The organism is Janibacter sp. LM, from assembly GCF_039631275.1.
Taxonomy (GTDB): domain Bacteria; phylum Actinomycetota; class Actinomycetes; order Actinomycetales; family Dermatophilaceae; genus Janibacter; species Janibacter terrae.
In genome coordinates this window covers 1-19,597 of record NZ_JBDIVG010000024.1, presented here as the reverse complement: position 1 = coordinate 19,597, position 19,597 = coordinate 1, and the positions used below count along the sequence as shown (strand labels likewise).

18 protein-coding genes and 2 tRNA genes are annotated in these 19,597 nt (G+C 72.2%); 12 read left to right on the top strand and 8 right to left on the bottom strand.

Translation table 11 applies throughout. The features are described 5' to 3' along the window. Window positions 1-46: 46 nt before the first annotated feature. Together ABC138_RS13115 and ABC138_RS13110 are read left to right on the top strand one after the other, a co-directional pair. Complete coding sequence (locus ABC138_RS13115) at window positions 47-1,453, top strand: glycine--tRNA ligase (protein WP_068323117.1); 1,407 nt, start codon at window positions 47-49, stop codon at window positions 1,451-1,453. Between the two features lie 5 nt (window positions 1,454-1,458). After that, window positions 1,459-2,208: an alpha/beta hydrolase gene (locus tag ABC138_RS13110; RefSeq protein WP_345913960.1), complete on the top strand. Its 750-nt coding sequence runs from the start codon at window positions 1,459-1,461 to the stop codon at window positions 2,206-2,208. Here ABC138_RS13110 and ABC138_RS13105 read toward each other — a convergent pair. Both ABC138_RS13105 and ABC138_RS13100 read right to left on the bottom strand, forming a co-directional pair. Then, window positions 2,202-3,026 carry a sulfurtransferase gene (locus tag ABC138_RS13105; RefSeq protein WP_068323123.1) on the bottom strand — a complete coding sequence of 275 codons (825 nt, stop codon included), beginning with the start codon at window positions 3,024-3,026 and terminating at the stop codon, window positions 2,202-2,204. The two genes, ABC138_RS13110 and ABC138_RS13105, sit on opposite strands and share 7 nt — an antisense overlap. Continuing rightward, window positions 3,023-3,979, bottom strand: a complete 957-nt coding sequence (locus ABC138_RS13100) for a cation diffusion facilitator family transporter (RefSeq protein WP_169701831.1) — start codon at window positions 3,977-3,979, stop codon at window positions 3,023-3,025. The genes ABC138_RS13105 and ABC138_RS13100 overlap by 4 nt, the downstream gene beginning before the upstream one ends. 49 nt (window positions 3,980-4,028) lie before the next feature. Between ABC138_RS13100 and dusB the strand changes: the two genes are divergently transcribed. Next, a complete protein-coding gene (gene dusB / locus ABC138_RS13095) occupies window positions 4,029-5,264 on the top strand; it encodes a tRNA dihydrouridine synthase DusB (protein WP_345913959.1) in 1,236 nt (411 codons plus the stop codon). Window positions 5,265-5,267: 3 nt separating this feature from the next. Here dusB and ABC138_RS13090 read toward each other — a convergent pair whose 3' ends face one another. Beyond that, entirely contained in the window at window positions 5,268-8,642 is a 3,375-nt protein-coding gene (locus ABC138_RS13090; protein WP_345913958.1) for a pyruvate carboxylase, read from the bottom strand. A gap of 113 nt (window positions 8,643-8,755) precedes the next feature. Here ABC138_RS13090 and ABC138_RS13085 point away from each other — a divergent pair, with 113 nt between their 5' ends. The 6 genes from ABC138_RS13085 to ABC138_RS13060 all read left to right on the top strand — a co-directional run bounded on the left by ABC138_RS13085 (window position 8,756) and on the right by ABC138_RS13060 (window position 14,044). After that, a complete protein-coding gene (locus tag ABC138_RS13085; protein ID WP_345913957.1) occupies window positions 8,756-9,985 on the top strand; it encodes a deoxyguanosinetriphosphate triphosphohydrolase in 1,230 nt (409 codons plus the stop codon). A 111-nt stretch (window positions 9,986-10,096) separates the two neighbouring features. Continuing rightward, window positions 10,097-10,960, top strand: coding sequence for a WXG100 family type VII secretion target (locus ABC138_RS13080; protein ID WP_245634758.1), 864 nt, complete (start codon window positions 10,097-10,099; stop codon window positions 10,958-10,960). Beyond that, window positions 10,960-11,424 (top strand): SMI1/KNR4 family protein, encoded by a 465-nt coding sequence (locus tag ABC138_RS13075; RefSeq protein WP_068423552.1) that lies wholly within the window; start codon window positions 10,960-10,962, stop codon window positions 11,422-11,424. Before ABC138_RS13080 ends, ABC138_RS13075 begins: the two co-directional genes overlap by 1 nt. A 68-nt stretch (window positions 11,425-11,492) precedes the next feature. Further along, window positions 11,493-13,415: a DNA primase gene (gene dnaG / locus ABC138_RS13070; RefSeq protein ID WP_068323145.1), complete on the top strand. Its 1,923-nt coding sequence runs from the start codon at window positions 11,493-11,495 to the stop codon at window positions 13,413-13,415. Continuing rightward, window positions 13,412-13,915 carry a hypothetical protein gene (locus ABC138_RS13065; RefSeq protein ID WP_068323148.1) on the top strand — a complete coding sequence of 168 codons (504 nt, stop codon included), beginning with the start codon at window positions 13,412-13,414 and terminating at the stop codon, window positions 13,913-13,915. The genes dnaG and ABC138_RS13065 overlap by 4 nt, the downstream gene beginning before the upstream one ends. Window positions 13,916-13,971: 56 nt before the next feature. After that, a tRNA-Asn gene (locus tag ABC138_RS13060) sits at window positions 13,972-14,044 on the top strand. 127 nt (window positions 14,045-14,171) lie between these two features. Here the strand turns inward: ABC138_RS13060 and ABC138_RS13055 are convergent. Both ABC138_RS13055 and ABC138_RS13050 read right to left on the bottom strand, forming a co-directional pair. Beyond that, on the bottom strand, window positions 14,172-15,152 hold the full coding sequence (locus tag ABC138_RS13055) for a transporter substrate-binding domain-containing protein (protein ID WP_345913956.1): 981 nt from the start codon (window positions 15,150-15,152) through the stop codon (window positions 14,172-14,174). Window positions 15,153-15,196: 44 nt separating this feature from the next. Continuing rightward, window positions 15,197-15,859 carry a hypothetical protein gene (locus ABC138_RS13050; protein WP_345913955.1) on the bottom strand — a complete coding sequence of 221 codons (663 nt, stop codon included), beginning with the start codon at window positions 15,857-15,859 and terminating at the stop codon, window positions 15,197-15,199. Window positions 15,860-16,073: 214 nt separating this feature from the next. Between ABC138_RS13050 and ABC138_RS13045 the strand changes: the two genes are divergently transcribed. Together ABC138_RS13045 and ABC138_RS13040 are read left to right on the top strand one after the other, a co-directional pair. Further along, a complete protein-coding gene (locus tag ABC138_RS13045; RefSeq protein ID WP_345913953.1) occupies window positions 16,074-16,550 on the top strand; it encodes a hypothetical protein in 477 nt (158 codons plus the stop codon). Further along, window positions 16,547-17,008 (top strand): hypothetical protein, encoded by a 462-nt coding sequence (locus ABC138_RS13040; RefSeq protein ID WP_345913952.1) that lies wholly within the window; start codon window positions 16,547-16,549, stop codon window positions 17,006-17,008. The genes ABC138_RS13045 and ABC138_RS13040 overlap by 4 nt, the downstream gene beginning before the upstream one ends. Window positions 17,009-17,024: 16 nt before the next feature. On the opposite strand, the gene ABC138_RS13035 is transcribed toward ABC138_RS13040, so the two are convergent. After that, window positions 17,025-17,098: transfer RNA gene (locus tag ABC138_RS13035), tRNA-Ile, on the bottom strand. Between the two features lie 243 nt (window positions 17,099-17,341). Between ABC138_RS13035 and ABC138_RS13030 the strand changes: the two genes are divergently transcribed. Continuing rightward, window positions 17,342-17,854, top strand: a complete 513-nt coding sequence (locus ABC138_RS13030; protein WP_068423564.1) for a DUF3145 domain-containing protein — start codon at window positions 17,342-17,344, stop codon at window positions 17,852-17,854. A 79-nt stretch (window positions 17,855-17,933) separates the two neighbouring features. Here ABC138_RS13030 and ABC138_RS13025 read toward each other — a convergent pair whose 3' ends face one another. Further along, window positions 17,934-18,803: an amino acid ABC transporter permease gene (locus ABC138_RS13025; RefSeq protein WP_068323167.1), complete on the bottom strand. Its 870-nt coding sequence runs from the start codon at window positions 18,801-18,803 to the stop codon at window positions 17,934-17,936. Further along, window positions 18,800-19,480 carry an amino acid ABC transporter permease gene (locus ABC138_RS13020; RefSeq protein WP_345913951.1) on the bottom strand — a complete coding sequence of 227 codons (681 nt, stop codon included), beginning with the start codon at window positions 19,478-19,480 and terminating at the stop codon, window positions 18,800-18,802. The genes ABC138_RS13025 and ABC138_RS13020 overlap by 4 nt, the downstream gene beginning before the upstream one ends. Between the last annotated feature and the right edge of the window lie 117 nt (window positions 19,481-19,597).

The window sequence follows — 19,597 nt, the reverse complement described above, 5'->3', positions numbered from 1 at the left end:
CGGGCCGATGCAGGGGTCGGTCCGCGGCCCGGATAGCCTCTGTCCCATGGCCAAGCAGACCTCCACCGTCGACACCGTCGTCAACCTCTGCAAGCGCAGGGGTTTCGTCTTCCCCTGTGGCGAGATCTACGGAGGCACGCGCTCCGCGTGGGACTACGGACCGCTCGGGGTCGAGCTCAAGGAGAACATCAAGCGCCAGTGGTGGAGGTCGATGGTCACCGGCCGCGACGACGTCGTCGGCCTCGACTCCTCGATCATCCTGCCGCGCGAGACCTGGGTGGCCTCCGGACACGTCGGGACCTTCACCGACCCGCTCACCGAGTGCCTCAACTGCCACAAGCGCCACCGCCTGGACCACCTGCAGGAGGCGATCGCGGACAAGGCGGCGAAGAAGGGTCAGGAGGTCGACCCCGACTCCATCCCCACGAGCGAGATCGTCTGCCCGGACTGCGGCACCCGCGGCCGGTGGACCGAGGCCCGCGAGTTCAACATGATGCTCAAGACGCACCTCGGGGTCATCGAGGACGAGTCCGGGCTGCACTACCTGCGCCCCGAGACCGCCCAGGGCATCTTCATCAACTTCAACAACGTCCTGCAGACCTCGCGCAAGAAGCCTCCCTTCGGCATCGCGCAGACCGGCAAGTCCTTCCGCAACGAGATCACACCGGGCAACTTCATCTTCCGCACCCGCGAGTTCGAGCAGATGGAGATGGAGTTCTTCGTCAAGCCGGGCGAGGACGAGGAGTGGCACCAGTACTGGATCGACGAGCGCACCCGCTGGTACACCGACCTCGGCATCAAGCCGGAGAACCTGCGCCACTACGAGCACGCGCAGGAGAAGCTGTCCCACTACTCCAAGCGGACCGTCGACATCGAGTACCGCTTCAACTTCGCCGGCAGCGAGTGGGGTGAGCTCGAGGGCATCGCCAACCGCACGGACTTCGACCTGACCAGCCACAGCAAGCACTCCGGCACGGACCTCGTCTTCTTCGACCAGGCCAACAACGAGCGGTACACGCCGTACGTCATCGAGCCGGCGGCGGGGCTGTCGCGCTCGATCATGACCTTCCTCGTCGACGCGTACGCCGAGGACGAGGCCCCCAACGCGAAGGGGGGCGTGGACAAGCGCACCGTCCTGCGCCTCGACCACCGGCTGGCTCCCGTCAAGGCGGCCGTCCTCCCGCTGTCGCGCAACGCGGACCTCTCGCCCAAGGCGCGCGACCTCGCCGCGCAGCTGCGCAAGAGCTGGAACGTCGACTTCGACGACGCGCAGGCCATCGGCAAGCGCTACCGCCGCCAGGACGAGATCGGGACGCCCTTCTGCATCACGGTCGACTTCGACACCCTCGAGGACGACGCGGTGACCATCCGCGAGCGGGACTCGATGGAGCAGCAGCGCATCTCCATCGACCAGGTCGAGTCCTTCCTCGCGCCCAGACTCCTCGGAGCCTGACGGGGATGACCGGGCGGGGAGCCCCCCTTCGCCTCCTGCTCGTCCACGGCAGCCGGCTCAACGCCGCCGCGTGGATCCCGCTGGAGGAGGCCCTCCTCGGCCGGGTCGTCTGCGACCACCTCGACCTGCCCGGGCACGGGCTGCGGCGGGCGGACGCCTTCACGATGGGGGCGGCGCTCGACGCGGTCACCGACGCCGTCGCCGCGCTCGACCCGCAGGCGCACCGGGTCGTCCTCGCCGGGCACAGCCTCGGCGGGTACGTCTCGATGGAGTGGGCGGCGCGCCACCACCACGTCCTCTCGGGGCTGGTGCTCCTGGGCTCGACCGCGCAGCCGTCCTCGCGGCTCGCGGGCATCTACCGCGCCTTCGGCAGCGCCTTGCGCGCCGGCCTCGGGGACGAGCGGCGCGTCGGGCGCATCGAGGAGACCGACGCGGCGTCCCTGCGCCGGATCATCGGCCCGCGCACCGCGCAGGCCGTCCTCCAGCGGGGACGGGGGCTCGCCGCGATCCCCGACGCCTGGGACGCGGTCATCAACGAGGTCGACCTCGCCTCGCTGCGGGACGTCGACGTGCCGGTGCTCGCGATCAACGGCGAGTACGACCAGTTCCGCGTCGGCGAGGCCGCGGCCCGTCGCCTGCGGCGGGACCTGCAGGTCGTCCGCGTGCACGGCGCGACGCACTTCGCCCCGATGACGCACCCGGCGCCGGTGGCGCAGGCGATCTGCGACTTCGTGGCCGCCCTGCCCGACTACTGAGCGCCGGTCGCGATCTCGCGGGACGGGTCGGTGATCCACTCGCTCCAGCTGCCGACGTAGACGTCGGCCTCGACGCCCGCCTCGTGCAGCGCCAGGGCGGTGTGCGCCGCGGTGACGCCGGAGCCGCAGTAGGTGCCGACGACCGTCACCTCGTCGATGCCCTCCCGGGCGAAGCGCTCCCGCAGCTGCGCCGCCGGGCGCAGTCGTCCGTCGTCGGTGACGAGCTCGGACATCGGCACGTTGACCGCTCCGGGGATGTGGCCGGCGACGGGGTCGATCGGCTCGCTCTCCCCTCGGAACCGCTCGGGGGAGCGGGCGTCGACGAGCACGCCGAGCTTGGCGGTCGCGGCCGCGTCCTCGGCGTCGAGGGCGACGAGCTCGTCGCCCTCGAGGTGGACCTCGCCGGGCTCCGGCGTGACCGGCTCGGTGCTCACGGCACCGCCGGCGGCGCGCCAGGCGGCGAGGCCGCCGTCGAGGACCCGGACGTCCTCGATCCCCGCCCACCGCAGGACCCACCACGCGCGGGCGGCACCGAGGGAGGTCGCCTGGTCGTAGACGACGACCCGCGTGTCGTCGCCGATCCCGGCGGCGCGCAGGCCCTCCTGCAGGACCGCGACGTCGGGGAGGGGGTGGCGCCCGCCGTCCCCGGGCGGTCCGGCGAGGACCGCGTCGAGGTCGACGAAGGGAGCGCCCGGCACGTGGCCCTGGGCGTACAGCGCCGGACCCTGCCCGTCGAGCGTGTACTGCACGTCGAGCACGACGAGGTCGTCGTCACCCAGCTCGTGCTGCAGGTCGGCGGCGGTGATCAGGGCGCTCATGGGGTCTCCTCGGGGTGGGGGTGCAGGGGGGCGATGGGGATCTCGTAGTCGCCGAAGTCGTGGTAGGCGCGCGGGTCCTCGCGCGGCTCGATGTGGGTGGTGACCTCGAGGTCGGGGAAGTCCCGGTGGAGGACCTGCTCGAGGTCCTCGACCACGTCGTGGGCGCGGCGCACCGACCACGCGCCGGGGACGAGGACGTGCACCTCCGCGAAGGACAGGTGGCCGGCGCCGCGGGTGCGCAGGCCGTGGAAGTCGATCTCAGCGGTGCGCTGGGCCTCCAGCACGGCGGCGAGGGCGGCGTTGACCTCGGGGTCGAGCGCCTCGTCCATCAGGCCGCGTCCGGACTCGTCGAGGAGCTTCCACCCGGTCCAGATGATGTTGGCACCGACGAGCAGCGCGACGATCGGGTCGAGCTGCTCGATCCCGGTGACCACGACGAGGAGCACGCCGACGAGCACGCCGACGGAGGTCCACACGTCGGTGAGCAGGTGCTGCCCGTCCGCCCGCAGGGTGATCGACCGGTGCTCGCGCCCGGCGCGCAGGAGCACCAGGGCGACGGCGCCGTTGATGACCGAGGCGACCACCGAGATGGTCAGGCCGATGCCGGCCTGGCTGATCGGCTGCGGGTCGAGCAGGCGCGCGATCGACTGCCAGATGATGAAGGTCGCGGCGACGAAGATCATCCCGCCCTCGATCGCGGCGGAGAAGTACTCGGCCTTGCTGTGACCGTAGTGGTGGTTGTCGTCGGCGGCCCGCGCGGCCACGCGCAGCGCGATCAGCACGGCGATCGCCGCGACGAGGTTGACGATGGACTCGGCGGCGTCGGCGAGCAGGCCGACGGAGTCGGTGATGTACCAGGCGCCCGTCTTGAGGGCGATGGTCGCCACGGCCGCGGCGATCGAGAGCCAGGCGAACTTCTCGAGGTTGGGTCGGGATGTGGCCGGGGAGTCCATGTGTGCGATTGTCCCTGCTCGTGCCCGCGGTGCGACACTGGGAGGCGCGATGAGCACCCAGACCCTTGATCCCACCACCCCGGCGACCACGGGGGAGCGCGTGCTGCCTCCCCTTCGCATCGGCCGCCACGTCATCGACTCACCGGTCGTCCTCGCCCCCATGGCCGGCATCACCAACCGCGCCTTCCGTCGGCTGTGCCGCGAGGCGGGCGACGCAGGGCTCGCCGCGAGCGGCCTGACGGGCGCGAGCAGCCTCTACGTCAACGAGATGGTCACCTCGCGCGCCCTCGTCGAGCGCACGCCGGAGTCGATGCGCCTCATCGAGCACGACGGGGACGAGCGCCCCCGCAGCGTGCAGCTCTACAGCGTCGACCCGGCGACGACGGCCGCCGCCGTGCGGATGCTCGTCACGGAGGAGCGCGCCGACCACATCGACCTCAACTTCGGCTGCCCGGTCCCCAAGGTCACCCGCAAGGGTGGCGGCGCGGCGCTGCCGTGGAAGCGCGACCTCTTCCGCGCGATCGTCGCCGCCGCGGTCACCGAGGGGGCGAAGGGGGAGATCCCCGTCACCGTGAAGATGCGCGTCGGGATCGACGCCGAGCACCACACCTACCTCGAGGCCGCGACCGCCGCCGTCGAGGAGGGCGTCGCGGCCGTGTCGTTGCACGCGCGCACCGCGAGCCAGGCCTACTCCGGGCAGGCGGACTGGGGACACATCCGGCTCCTGAAGGAGACCGTGACCTCCGTCCCGGTTCTCGGCAACGGCGACATCTGGTCGGCCGAGGACGCGCTGCGCATGGTCGAGGAGACCGGCTGCGACGGGGTCGTCGTCGGGCGGGGGTGCCTCGGCCGGCCCTGGCTCTTCGCCGACCTCTCGGCCGCCTTCGCCGGCACGCAGGTGCGGGTGCGCCCGACCCTCGGGGAGGTCACCGCGACCCTGCGCCGGCACGCCGAGCTGCTCACCGACTTCTACGACGGCGACGAGCTGCGCGCCTGCCGCGACATCCGCAAGCACATCGCCTGGTACCTCAAGGGCTTCCCGGCCGGCTCGACCGTGCGCAACCAGCTCGCGCTCGTCGACTCGCTCGCCGCCCTCGACCGGCTCATCGCGACGATGGACCCCACCAGTCCCTGGCCGGGCGAGGCCGCGGAGGGCCAGCGCGGCCGCGCCGGCTCCGCCCGCGTCGTCGCCCTGCCGGAGAACTGGCTCGCCTCGCAGGAGCTCGACGAGGCCCAGCGGGCGCAGGTCGCCGCCGCCGAGCAGTCGGTCGCCGACGGCGGCTGACCCTCACCCCACGACGACGAGCAGGTCGCCCCCTTCGACCTGCTGGCGACCACCGATCGCCAGGCGCGTGACGGTGCCGGCCTGCGGGGTGGTGATCGCGGCCTCCATCTTCATCGCCTCGATCGTCGCGACCGTGGCCCCCGCCGCGACCTCGTCGCCCTCGGCGACCTGGAGCGTCACGACCCCGGCGAAGGGGGCCGCGACGTGACCGGCGGCGCTCGGGTCGGCCTTCTCCGCGGCGACGACGTCCGCCTCGACCGTGCGGTCGCGGACCTGGACCGGGCGCAGCTGACCGTTGACCGTGCCCATGACGGTGCGCATGCCCTGCTCGTCGGGCTCGCTGACCGAGGACAGGCCGAAGGTCAGCGTCTTGCCCGGCTCGATCTCCACGTCGTGCTCCTCGCCCTGCTCCAGGCCGTGGAGGAAGAGGCCCGTGTCGAGGACCGAGGTGTCGCCGAAGGTGGCTCGCGCCGTGCGCATCTCGTCGGTCGGTCCGGGGAAGAGCAGCTCGTTGAGGGTCTCGCGCGGGTGCTCCCGCAGGGCCTGCTCCTGCTCTGGGGTCAGCTCAGCGGTCGGGGGCTGCTCACGGCGGCCCTCGAGCGCCTTGCTGCGGAAGGGCTCGGGCCAGCCGCCGGGCGGGTCGCCGAGGTCGCCGCGGAGGAAGCCGATGACCGAGTCCGGGATGTCGAAGCGGGCCGGGTCGGCCTCGAACTCGGCCGGGTCGGCGCCGAGGCCGACGAGGGCGAGCGCGAGGTCACCGACGACCTTGCTGCTCGGCGTCACCTTGACGATGTTGCCGAGCATGGCGTTGGCCGCGGCGTACATGTCCTCGACCTCCTCGAACCGGTCGCCGAGGCCGAGGGCGATCGCCTGCTGGCGCAGGTTGGACAGCTGGCCGCCCGGGATCTCGTGGCGGTAGACCCGCCCGGTGGGGGAGGCCAGGCCGGACTCGAAGGGGGCGTAGAGGCGGCGCACCCCCTCCCAGTACGGCTCGAGGGCGAAGACCTGCTCGATGTCCAGGCCGGTCGGCCGGTCGGTGCCGTCGGTCGCGCCGACGAGGGCGGAGAGCGAGGGCTGCGAGGTCGTGCCGGCCATCGTCGCGCTCGCGGCGTCGACCGCGTCGACGCCCGCGTCGATCGCCGCGAGGAGGGTGCCGATCTGGCCGCCCGCGGTGTCGTGCGTGTGCAGGTGGACGGGCAGGTCGAAGCGCTCCCGCAGCGCCCGCACGAGGGTGGCGGCGGCCGGCGCCCGCAGGAGGCCGGCCATGTCCTTGATCGCGAGGACGTGCGCGCCGGTGTCGACGATCTGCTCCGCGAGGCGCAGGTAGTAGTCGAGTGTGTAGAGCCGCTCGCCCGGGTCGAGCAGGTTGCCGGTGTAGCACAGGGCGACCTCGGCCACGGCCGTGTCGGTGGCGAGGACCGACTCGACCGCCGGGCGCATCTGGCTCACGTCGTTGAGCGAGTCGAAGATGCGGAAGACCGACAGGCCGCTGCGCGCCGCCTCGGCGACGAAGGCATCGGTGACCGTCGTGGGGTAGGGCGTGTAGCCGACGGTGTTGCGACCGCGCAGGAGCATCTGCAGCGCGATGTTGGGCATGGCCTCGTGCAGGGCCGCGAGCCGCTCCCACGGGTCCTCGTGGAGGAAGCGCAGGGCGACGTCGTAGGTCGCCCCGCCCCACGCCTCGACCGAGAGCAGCTGCGGGGTGAGGCGGGAGACGTGCTCGGCGACGTGGAGCAGGTCGCGGGTGCGCACGCGGGTCGCGAGGAGCGACTGGTGGGCGTCGCGGAAGGTCGTGTCGGTGACCTGGACATCGGTGCGCTCGCGCAGGTCGGTGGCGAAGCCGGCCGGGCCGAGGCGCAGGAGGCGGTCGCGGCTGCCTTCGGGCCGGTCGCCGGCCGGCAGCTCGGGCAGCTTGGTGCGCGGGCGCAGGTCGCTCGTCCGGGGGCCGTGCGGGCGGTTGACGGTGACGTCGGCCAGGTAGGTGAGCAGCTTGGTGGCCCGGTCCTTGCCGACGGGCGCGTCGACGAGGTGGGGGCGCTCGTCGATGAAGCTCGTCGTGACGCGTCCCTCCTGGAAGGCCGGGTCGGCGAGCACGGCCTCGAGGAAGGGGAGGTTGGTCGCCACGCCGCGCACGCGGAACTCGGCGAGCGCCCGGCGGGCGCGACGGACCGCGAGCGGGAAGGTCGCGGCGCGGCAGGTGAGCTTGACGAGCATGGAGTCGAAGTGGGCGCTCACCTCGGCGCCGACGAAGGTCGTGCCACCGTCGAGCCGGACGCCGGACCCGCCGGCGGAGCGGTAGGCCGAGATGGTGCCCGAGTCGGGGCGGAAGCCGTTGGCCGGGTCCTCGGTGGTGATGCGGCACTGCAGCGCGAAGCCGTGCGTGCCGATGTCCTCCTGCCGGTGCCCGAGCCCGGCGAGCGTGGCGCCGGCGGCGATCTGCATCTGCATGACGACGAGGTCGACCTCGGTGACCTCCTCGGTGACCGTGTGCTCGACCTGGATGCGGGGGTTCATCTCGATGAAGACGTAGCGGCCGTCCTCGCCGAGGAGGAACTCCACGGTGCCGGCGTTGACGTAGCCGATCGACCGGGCGAAGGCGACCGCGTCGGCGCACATCCGCGCACGCAGGTCCGGGTCGAGGTTGGGGGCCGGGGCGATCTCGACGACCTTCTGGTGGCGGCGCTGCACCGAGCAGTCGCGCTCGAAGAAGTGCAGCACCTCGCCGGCGGCGTCGCCGACGACCTGGACCTCGATGTGGCGCGGGTTGACCACGGCCTCCTCGAGGTAGAGCGTGGGGTCGCCGAAGGCGGACTCGGCCTCGCGCTGGGCCGCCTCGAGCGCGGCGCGCAGGTCCTCCCGTCGTCCCACCCGGCGCATGCCGCGCCCGCCGCCACCGCTCACGGCCTTGACGAAGACGGGGAAGCCGATCTCCTCGGCCGCGGCCTCGAGGGCGTCGAGGTCGGTCGTCGCGTCGGCGCCGACGAGGGTCGGCAGGCCGGCGGCCTTCGCCGCGGCGATCGCGCGGGCCTTGTTGCCGGTGAGCTCGAGGACCTCCGCCGGCGGGCCGATGAAGGTGATGCCGTGGCGGGCGCACTCCTCGGCGAGCTGGGGGTTCTCGGAGAGGAACCCGTAGCCCGGGTAGACGGCGTCGGCGCCGGCCTCGCGGGCGACCCGCACGATCTCCTGCGGGTCGAGGTAGGCGCGGACGGGGTGACCGGCCTCGCCGATGACGTAGGCCTCGTCGGCCTTCATCCGGTGCTCCGACATGCGGTCCTCGACCGGGTAGACGGCGACGGTGGTCGCGTCGAGCTCGGTGGCCGCGCGGAAGGCACGGATGGCGATCTCGCCTCGGTTGGCGACGAGGATCTTGCGGAACATGGAGCCTCCGGGGTGTGTCGGCAGTGTCCCCGCGACGCTAGCCCCACCGGTGCGATGACGAAGGCGGCGTTCCGCAGGGTGGAGTGCGCGTCGCCCGTCGTAGGCTCGCCAGCGTGAGCGAGAGCAGCGACCGGGAGCGGTGGGTCTCCGAGGACCCGGTGCACAAGCGGGCCGACCGTGACGACTTCGCGCGCGACCGGGGTCGTCTCATCCACTCGGCCGCCCTGCGCCGTCTCTCCGCCAAGACGCAGGTGCTCGGGCCCGGCAGCGACGACTTCGTCCGCAACCGGCTCACGCACAGCCTCGAGGTCGCGCAGATCGGCCGCGAGTTCGGGGGGGCCCTCGGCTGCCGGGCCGACGTCGTCGAGGTCGCCTGCCTCGCGCACGACCTCGGGCATCCCCCCTTCGGGCACAACGGGGAGACGGCGCTGGACGAGGTCGCGGCCGGGATCGGCGGGTTCGAGGGCAATGCGCAGACCCTGCGGATCCTCACCCGGCTCGAGCCCAAGCGGGTCCACCCCGACGGTCGCCCGGCCGGCCTCAACCTCACCCGCGCGAGCCTCGACGCGGCGACCAAGTACCCGTGGCGGCGCGGTCACGGGCCTGCTCCCACACCCAAGTTCGGCGTGTACGAGGACGACGTGGCGGTCTTCGAGTGGATGCGCGAAGGGGGGCCCGGCGGTGTCGTGCGCTGCCTCGAGGCCGACGTCATGGACTGGTCGGACGACGTGGCGTACTCCGTCCACGACGTCGAGGACGCGGTCGCCTCGGGCCGGCTCGACCTGCGGCGGCTGCGCGACGGCAGCGACGCCGAGGCCGTGCTCTCGGTCGCCGCGACCCACTTCGCCCCGGACCTGGGTTGGGACGCCGTGGGCGCGGGCCTCGAACGCCTGCTCGCCACGGGCGCGGTCCCCACGGACTACGACGGGTCCCGGGTCGCCCTCGCGGGGCTGAAGGACATGACCTCACGGGTCATCGGGCGCTTCGTCCACGCCGCCGAGGCGGCGACGCGCGCGGTCCACGGCCCGGGCGACCTCGGCCGCTACGATGCCCGCCTCGTCGTGCCGGACGAGTCGCGCGCCGAGGTGGCCGTGCTCAAGGCGGTCGCCGCCCACTTCGTCATGTTCTCGGGGGAGCGGGACGACGAGTACGCCCACCAGCGCCGTGTCGTGGCCGACCTCGTCCAGTGGTTCACGGCCGACCCCGAGGCGCGCCTGGACGCCGACCTGCGCCCCGACCTCGAGGCCGCCCCCGACGACGCCGCCCGGCTGCGTGTCGTCGTCGACCAGGTGGCCGGCCTGACCGACGTGCGCGCGCTCGCGCTGCACGCCGCGCACTGCTGAGCAGCCGCCGGGTGAACCCCGGGTGACAGGGGAGTCCTCCCCATTCCCGCTCCTCGGGGGCTGCTGACAGGGTCGGTGCGACCGAGACGCCACCGGCAGGAGAAGCACGTGATGCTCACCCACGCGATGGACCCCGCGCGGGTCCGGGAGGTCGCGGCGACCCTGCGCGCGCAGGCCCGCACGGTCGAGGACCTGCGGACCTCCGGGCAGGCGAGCTCCCTGGTCCTGCGCGGGGCCTGGCAGGGGGGTGACACCGAGGCGCTGCTCTCGGAGTGGGACGACCTCAGCCCGCGGCTGACGGATGCGGCCCGGACCCTGCACGAGGTCGTCGCCGCGTTGCACCGGGGTGCCGAGTCGCAGGACGCGACGTCGGGCGAAGGGGGCGGGGCGCCCCCTTCGTCGACCAAGACGTCCGCGGCGGACACCAACCCCGCCCCGCGGACCGTCATGGCGGGGGCGCCGGACCCCGGGACCGGCCAGATGACCGAGGGGGAGGCGGAGCGGTGGCGGGCGGAGCACACCGACGGCGTCAACCCGGCATGGGACATCGACCCGGAGGAGGGGACGGCGATCGTCAGCGGGCGGGCCGTGCCGAACAACGACTTCGCGGGGCGGACGTACGACGGCCCCCAGTGGAGCGAGGAGCTGCAGGAGCGCTACCCCGACGGGGTGGAGATCGACGAGTTCGGCTTCCCGGACTTCTACCCCTACGTCAACGAGGAGCACGGGCCGGTGCTCATCGAGCTCACCGAGACCTCGAGCAAGGACATCCGGCTCGCCTACGAGGCGGCCGGCATCGACAAGGACGAGGCCAAGGCGCTCCAGGAGGACTGGGTCTGGCACCACACGCACGCCTACGACCCCGAGAGCGGGCGCGGTGAGCTCGTCCTCGTCCCGCGTGACCTCCACGCCGCGGTCAAGCATGCTGGGGGCCGGTCACTGCACAAGCACGACGGAGCCGAGACGAGCGACTGATGGACTTCCGCACCAGCTACCCAGCACCCGACGAGTCGAGCCTGCGCGCCCTCGAGGCCGCCCTCGGCGTGCCGTTGCCTGCCGACTACCGGGCGTGGTTGCAGGGCAACGGTGGTGGCGTCACCGAGGACGACCTCAAGTACGGCACCGACGACCTCTCGGTCGAGGAGCGCACCCACCCCGTGGTCACGATCTTCTTCGGGCTCGGGGTGGCGGACCGCGAGCTCGACCTCGGCGGGGCCCGCGGTGTGTACGACCGGCGGCTGCCGCCCGAGGTCACCCCGATCGCGACCAACGACGCCGGCGACCTCGTCTGCCTCGCCCTGGCGGGCGAGCACGCCGGGTCCGTGTGGTCCTGGGCGCACGAGGAGGAGTCCGCCGACGGGCCGTCGTGGGCCGGCCTGACCCGCGTCACGGACGGGTTCACCCCCTTCGTCGACGGGCTGCGCGCCGTCCCCTGGTGACCGGCCCCGGCCCGGCCGCCACAGGCACCTAGACTCGGAGGCCACGAGGGCGAGACCAGGAGGTGGCCGTGGCGGGACGGATCCGTGCCGAGGACGTGCAGGCGGTCAAGGAGCGCTCCTCGATCACCGACGTCGTCCGTGAGCACGTCAACCTGCGCGCCGCCGGCATCGGCTCGATGAAGGGCCTGTGCCCCTTCCACGACGAGAAGACGCCGAGCTTCACCGTCCGCGAGACCGTCGGCGCGTACCACTGCTTCGGCTGCGGCGAGGGCGGTGACGTCATCTCCTTCGTGCAGAAGCTCGACCACCTGACCTTCGCCGAGGCCGTCGAGCGGCTCGCCGGCAAGCTCGGGATGGAGCTGCGCTACGAGGAGGGCGGCGGCCCCCGCGACGGGGTGGGGCTCGGCAAGCGCTCGCGGCTCATCGAGGCGCACCGCGCTGCGGCAGAGTTCTACCACTCCCGGCTGCTCGAGACGCCCGAGGCGCGCATCGGCCGGGACTTCCTGCGGGAGCGGGGGTTCGCCTCGCCCGAGGCCAAGCTCTTCGGCATCGGCTACGCGCCCCGCTCCGGCGAGGAGCTCGCCCGCCACCTGCGCGGCAAGGGCTTCAGCGACGAGGAGCTGACGATCGGTGGCCTGTGCGGGCGCGGCTCGCGCGGGCTCTACGACCGCTTCCGCGGCCGGCTCGTCTGGCCGATCCGCGACATCACCGGCGACACCATCGGGTTCGGCGCGCGGCGGCTGTGGGACAACGACCGCATCGGCGCGAAGTACCTCAACACCACCGAGACGCCGATCTACAAGAAGTCCAACGTCCTCTACGGCCTCGACCTGGCGAAGAAGGCCATCCGGGACGAGCGTCGCGTCGTCGTCGTCGAGGGGTACAGCGACGTCATGGCCGCGCACCTGTCCGGGGTCGAGGGCGCCGTCGCGACCTGCGGCACCTCCTTCGGGGCGGACCACATCAAGGTCATCCGGCGCATCGTGCGGGACGAGGAGGACCTCGCACCCGCCAAGGTCATCTTCACCTTCGACGGTGACGCGGCCGGGCAGAAGGCCGCGATGGCCGCCTACGCCCAGGACGACAAGTGGGCCAGCCAGAGCTTCGTCGCGGTGGCCAAGGACGGCATGGACCCGTGCGACCTGCGCCTGCGCGAGGGCGACACCGCCGTCCGCGAGCTCGTCGAGGACGCGGTGCCGATGTTCGAGTTCGCCGTGCGGACGCTCCTCGCGCGCTTCGACCTCTCGACCGCCGAGGGGCGGGTGCAGGGGATGCGCGCCGTCGCGCCCGTCATCAACAGCATCCGCGACACCTCCCTCCGCCCCGAGTACGTGCGCACGGTCGCCGGCTGGGTCGGCGTCGAGGTGGACCAGATGCGCAGCGCGGTCGACCGGGCCGGTCGCCTGCAGGCACGCGAGGACGCGAAGGGGGACTCCCGCGCCAACCCGGAGACCCCCGAGCCGACCCGGGGCGAGGCCTCCTCCGGCATCCCGGCGCCCAACCTGCGCGACCCGATCGTCATGGCCGAGCGGCAGCTGCTCCAGTCGCTGCTCCAGCACCCGCAGATGTTCAGCCCCGAGGACCTCGACGCCATCGAGCCGGAGAGCTTCACCGCGCCGGCCCACCGGTCGGTCTTCGACGCGATCCGCGAGGTCGGGCCGCTCGAGCAGGGCGTGACGCTCTCGTCGTGGCACGCCCGGATCGACGAGGCGACGCCGCTCGCCGTGACCTCGCTCGTCGCCGAGCTGTCGGTCGCCCCCCTTCCCGTCGTCCACGACCAGTCGACCGGCATGCCCCCACCGAGCTACACCCGATCGCTGCTCGTGCGCGTGCGCGAGGTCTCGATCAGTCGCCGCATCTCCGACGCGATGTCGCAGATGCGACGCCTCGCCGCCGACCCGTCCGCGGACCAGGGCGCACTGCGCGAGCTGTCCCTGGCCCTGCAGACGCTCGAGCGGCAGCGCGCCGCCCTGAGGGAGGCGGTCCAGTGAGCCGGTTCCGCTGGCGGCGCGAGCGCGCCGTCCCCGTGCCCGACGACGTGGCGCTCGCGCGCGGCGAGCGGGTGCTCGCGACCGCCCGGGCCGGGGAGTCGACGCTCGTGCTCACGTCGCACCGGCTCCTCGTCCCCGGCGAGACGGACGAAGGGCGTGCCTGGCACCTCGTCGACCGCGGGCGGTGGGACCCCGGGACCGACACCCTGTCGGTGACGTGGGTCGACCACGCGCCCGCGGGGCGGTGGGTGCTCACCGAGGCGGGGGGCGTCCCGGACGCCTTCCACGAGCGGGTGCAGGCCAGCATCGTGCTCGTCGAGGAGGTCGTCCTGGACCGCACGCGACGAGCGCGCGTGGTGCTGCGCAAGGACCTCGCGACCGACCGGATCCTCGCCCAGACGATCGTCGGCCCCCGCTGCGACCCCGACGACCCGGAGCTCGTCGCGGCCACCGAGGCGGCCGCCGCGCGGCTCGCCGAGCAGGTCGGTCGCGAGCCCTGATCCCGATTACGTCCCGCGCTGAGTTCTTGCTATGGTGGCGCAGCGCTTCGGCGCGGTCCCCCATAGCTCAATTGGCAGAGCATTCGACTGTTAATCGGAGGGTTCTTGGTTCGAGTCCAAGTGGGGGAGCCCGATGAGGGCCCCGGACAGGCTGTGTGCCTGGCCCGGGGCCCTTTTCATGTGCTCGGACCTCGCGTGAGATCCCCGTCCTGGACGTCGCCGACCTGGCGGCCGGTCCCGACGTGGTGTGAGTCAGCTAGCTCGTCCCGGAGGTCACGCTCGACGAGGAGCTCTCGCTCGCCGGCGGGGGAGGGCAGTCCTGCAGCTTCGGTGGCCGGAGCGTGGACGTCGGCAGCATCGACGTCGCGAGGTTGCTGCGCACGGCCTTCTTCCAGGCGCCGGAGTCGACCATGTCCTCCAGCGCCGCGCTCACGTCCTCGCACAGCGCGCTGTCGGCCGGGCGCATCGCGACGCCCCACCGCTCACGGGCGAAGCTGTGCCCGCTGAGGCGCAGCTTGTCGGGGGCACGCGAGCGCCTGGCGAAACCCGCGAGGATCGCCGCGTCGGAGGTCACGGCCTTGACCTTGCCCTCCTCGAGCAGCTTGACGCAGTCGGACACGCGCGGCTGGACGGTCAGGTGCAGACCGGGGTGGTCGTCGACGAGCTCGCTCGTCGACGTGGACCCCTGCACGCTGCAGACGGTGAAGCCGCGCAGCTGTCCGGGGGAGCGGATCGTGCTGCGGGAGGAGACGAGCAGGTCCTGCCCGGTCGTGAGGTAGGGGCCGGCGAAGGTCACCTCGTCCCTGCGCTCGGGCGTGATCGAGTACGAGGAGAGCACGAGGTCGGCCTGGCCGGTCGCGAGCAGCGTCTCGCGCTGATCGGTCTTGCCCTCGACGAAGCTGATCCGGTCGATGCCCAGGTGGCGGGCGATGTAGCGCGCGACATCGACGTCCAGGCCCGAGTACGTGTCCCCCTCGCGCAGCCCGACCCCTGGTTGGTCGAAGGAGATCGCCACGCGCAGCGTGCTCGGCAGGTCGGTCTCGTGCAGGGAGGGGGATGAGGTGCCGCTCGAGGACGAGGTGCTCGCGGGCGTCTGGGTCGACACCACGGGGGTCGTCGGTCCGGTCGGCTCGACGTCGACCGGGCGCACGCACGCGCTCAGCAGGGCAGCGCCGAGCGCGGTTGCGGTCACCACCCGGGCACGGCGCACGTCATCCCCCTTCGTCGATCGGTCCATCCTCTCAGGCCCACGGCCATGACGAAGGGGGAGTCCGCCGCGCGTCAGCGCTTGAGCGTCGTCGAGGCCTTGCCCCAGGTGTTGGAGGTGTCGACGGTCGCGATCTGCCAGTAGCGGGTGGTGGAGGCGTAGGCCTTGAGGGAGACCCGGCCGTAGCGGTCGGTGGTGCCGGACCTGACCCACTTCCACGAGCACGACGAGCAGGACTTCTGCCGCAGGGAGACCTTGGCGCCCGACCAGGCGCGGTAGGTCCCGGCGCTGGGGGAGTAGCGGGTCGCGGTCGCCCTGACCGTGACGTAGCGACCGCTGCGCGAGCTGCTGGCCGCGGTCCGGGACCCGAGGCGGACGGTCATCGTGCGGGTGTTCTGGTGGACGTCGTTGTAGTTGTAGTCGTACGCGAAGTCGGGACGGATCGTGTAGGTCCCGAGCGGGGACCAGTCGTACCAGTCCTCGACGTCGCTGCTGGCGCCGTCGAAGTTGAAGGCACCTTCCCAGCCCTGGGTCGGGTGCATGATGTCCCACCACGCGGACTCGGTGTACCCCAGGCACCCAGCACTGAACTTGGCGGTGATCGCCCGGTAGGTGCTCGTGACGGACACCTTGCTCGGCACGCTGATCGAGCAGGAGTACGCGGCCTGCGAGGGGGCGGCGACCATGACGGTCGGGACGAGGGAGAGAGCGGCAGCAGCCGCGACGCGCTTGAGCATGAGGGTCCTCTGGGAGTGGCGAAGGGAGCGCCGCTGGGAAACCGTCTCCCCCCGGCGATCCACAGCCTAGGACCGTGCGGTGACAACCCCTGCGCAGGCGCGCCCGGGGCCAGCCCCATGAAGGAGCCCTCACCCGGATCTCATGATCGCTTCACGACCGGCCGATGGGATGGCGGTACCGGCAAGGAGCCGGCCGAGGACGGGGAGGATGGACATGGGTTCCAGGAGTGTGGGCACCGCGGTGCTGGCCGTGGGCTTGGCGATCGGGGTCACCGGTGGCGCCGCTGTCGTGCAGAGTGCGCCTGCCGAGGCGGCGAACGTCACCCGCGTGCAGTCGTCGATCGACGTGGGTGGGTGCGTGATCCGGCTGTACTCGTACGGGCCGCGGGTGCACGCCAACCACACGCACACGTGCGTCGGGGTGAAGAGCGTCAACATCACGGGCATGGGACGGCTGCAGATCCACTTCAGCGAACAGGGGCGCACGGTTGGCCTGTCCGCCGGGTCGGACGAGACGCTCACCGGTCGCGGGATCGCGGCGGGCATCGACGGCACGTCGCGGTACGCCACGGTGAGCCTCTACGACACGCGCCTGAAGCGGCGCCTGCACCTGGGCCGCAGCACCGACTACAGCAGGGCGGCCGGTGCCTCGTCGAACATCTGGTTCAGCTCGACACGGGTGCTGTCGTGAGGCGCCTCGCCGGTGCCGCGGCCCTGGTTGCCGTCGGCCTCGTCGGTGGGGCAGCCGGGTCGCACGCGATGTCGACGAACCGACCTGCGGCCATCGCGCCCGCGCAGGTCGAGGTCATCGCCTGCCACATCGAGTGGGACGCGCAGGCGCGCGCCCCTCGGTTGGACCGTGGGAGCGGCAGTGGTTGCAGCGGCGTCTGGGGCACGCACGTGGACGCCCGGGGTCGCGTCGTCGTCGACCACGCCTCCGACCCCGTCATCTCGATCGAGGTGACGCCCGACGAGGCCGCCGTCGCCCGGGGCATCTCGGCCGGCCCCTCCGGGGGCGGCAACACGACGAAGCTGACCGTCCACGACTCGCGCGTCCGACGCGCCCTGGACCTGTCGTCGCGCTCGGACGCATCGCGTCTGGGCGGCGGCTCGGGCTGGTGGCTCGTCATCACCCATGACGCGCGCTGAGCGAGGGGCGAACGGGTGGGGCGACTGGGGCTTGAACCCAGGACCGGCGGATTATGAGTCCGATGCTCTGACCGACTGAGCTACCGCCCCGTGCGCCCTGAGGCGTCGGCGTGAGAGTACCGCGCGCGGCACGGCAACCCGTGGTGAGGGTGAGGCGCAGGTGAGGGCTGGTGCTCCTGTGATCCATGGGGCACAATGGCCGTCACAAGCACGTCCGCGTGCACATATCGCTCGAGCAGCACACCGCGACAAGCAGTAGCGCGCAGCCGTTCGGTCCTCCGGGTGAGTGCCTGGCGTTGGGGAAGACGTCCATCGCACTCAAGGAGGATCAGGATGTCTGCAGGAAAGCGCGTCAGCACCCGCGGGGTGGTGTTCATCCACAGCACCCCTACGGCCCTGTGCCCCCACATCACGTGGGCGCTCGAGGCCGTGCTGGGTCAGGCTGTGTCACTGGACTGGACCGATCAGACGATCGGCCGGTCTCTCAAGCGTGCCGAGTTCTCCTGGACGGGAGAGCCCGGCACCGGCGCCAAGCTCGCCTCTGCCCTCCGCGGCTGGGAGGGCGTGCGCTACGAGGTGACCGAGGAGTCCACGCCGGGCCTCGACGGGTCCCGGTGGAGCCACACCCCCACCCTCGGCATCCACCACGCGACGATCTCCGCGTCCGGCGATGTCGTCCTCCACGAGAACCGTCTGCGTGAGGTCATGACCCTCGCCCAGGGCGCCGGCGAGGCCGTCGAGGACATGCTCGGCGAGCTGCTCGGCGATCCCTGGGACGCCGAGCTCGAGCCCTTCCGTCACGCCGGCGACGGCGCGCCGGTCCGCTGGCTGCACAAGGTCGGCTGAGCAGACCCGCCCACCCCCATGACGAAGGGGGCCGCGCTCCCTCCTTGGCGCGGCCCCCTTCGTCATGCCCGGATCCGGGTCAGTCCTCCGCTCCCGGGACCGTCGGCGCGGCCGCGATCGCGTCACCGGCGGTGCGCCCGCGACGGTTGATGCGCCGCTCGAGGAGACCGGCGAGGGAGGTGAGCGCCCAGTTGACGACGATGAACATGATCGCCACGACGACGAGCGCGGCGAAGATGTTGGAGTGCAACGAGGAGAGGTTCTGCCCCTGCTGCAGCAGCTCGGGGTAGGTGATGACCGTGCCGAGCGCCGTGTCCTTGAGGATGACGACGAGCTGGCTGACGAGGGCCGGGAGCATGGCCGTGACGGCCTGCGGGATCTGGATCGAGCGCAGGACCTGGCCACGCGAGAGACCGACGGACAGTCCGGCCTCGCTCTGCCCGGACGGCAGCGAGTGGACGCCGGAGCGGAGCAGCTCGGCCATGACCGAGCCGTTGTAGAGGGTCAGCGCGGTCACGACGGCGGCGAGCGGGTTGAGGTCGGCGGAGAAGACGCCGTTGTAGGCGTAGATGCCGAAGAAGAAGATCATCATGATCAGCACGGGGATGGCCCGGAAGAACTCGACCACCGCCCCGCTGACCCAGCGGATGACGCGGTTGCCGGAGAGCCGGCCGGTGCCGAAGACCAGCCCGAAGAGCGTGGCTCCGACGACCGAGAGGCCGGCTGCCTTGAGCGTGTTCCACAGGCCCAGGAGCAGGTAGTAGCGCCACGTGGACCACTCGAGCATCGGCGACCACTTGGCCCCGGAGAACTCGTCGTACTCGTTGAGCTTGCCGACGACGACCCAGAGGATGCCGGCGGCGACGAGCAGGCCGAGGAGGGCGACGATGCGGTAGCGGACCCGCGCCCGGGGCCCGGGGTTGTCGAAGAGGACGGTGCTCGTGCTCATCGCTTGACCGCCAGACGCCGCGAGAGGCTCGTCATCCCGATGCCGATCGGCAGGGTGAGGAGCAGGAAGAACCCGGCCACGAGGGCGAAGGTCAGGTAGTTGAGGTCGGCGCGCAGCTCGATGGCCGAGCTCATCAGCGCGGCGGTCTCGGCGACGCCGATGGCGGCGGCGACCGTCGTGTTCTTGATGAGCGCGATGATCACCGAGGCGAGCGGGGCGATGGCACCGCGCACGGCCTGGGGGAGGACCACGTGGCGCAGGTTCTGCGCGAAGCCCAGCCCCAGCGAGCGGGCCGCCTCGGCCTGGCCCGGTGGGACGGTGTTGATGCCGCTGCGCAGCGCCTCGCACACGAAGGCCGCGTGGTAGGCGGCCAGACCGACGATGGCCCAGCGCACCCCGTTGTCCGTGATCGACGTGGGGCTCGACTCGTCCGCGAGGTTGATGCCGAGGTCGTAGAGCATGACGAGGATCGTGAAGGTGAGGATCAGCGTCAGCGGGGTGTTGCGGACGATGTTGACGTATGCCGCCCCCACGAAGCGGAAGATGCCCACCGGGCTCACGCGCATGATCGCCACGACCGTGCCGATGACCAGTGCCCCGACGAGGGAGAACAGGGCCAGCCTGATGGTGAGCCAGAAGGCCCCCCACACGTCGAACTGCTGGAAGAGCTCGTTCATCCACTACTCCTTGTGCGCATGCGTCGTCGTCCCGGCGGTCGGGGTGGGCCGCCCGGCCCACCCCGACCGCTCACCGTCAGGAGCAGGCGTCGAGCTTCGGCGGGTTGGTCTTGGTGT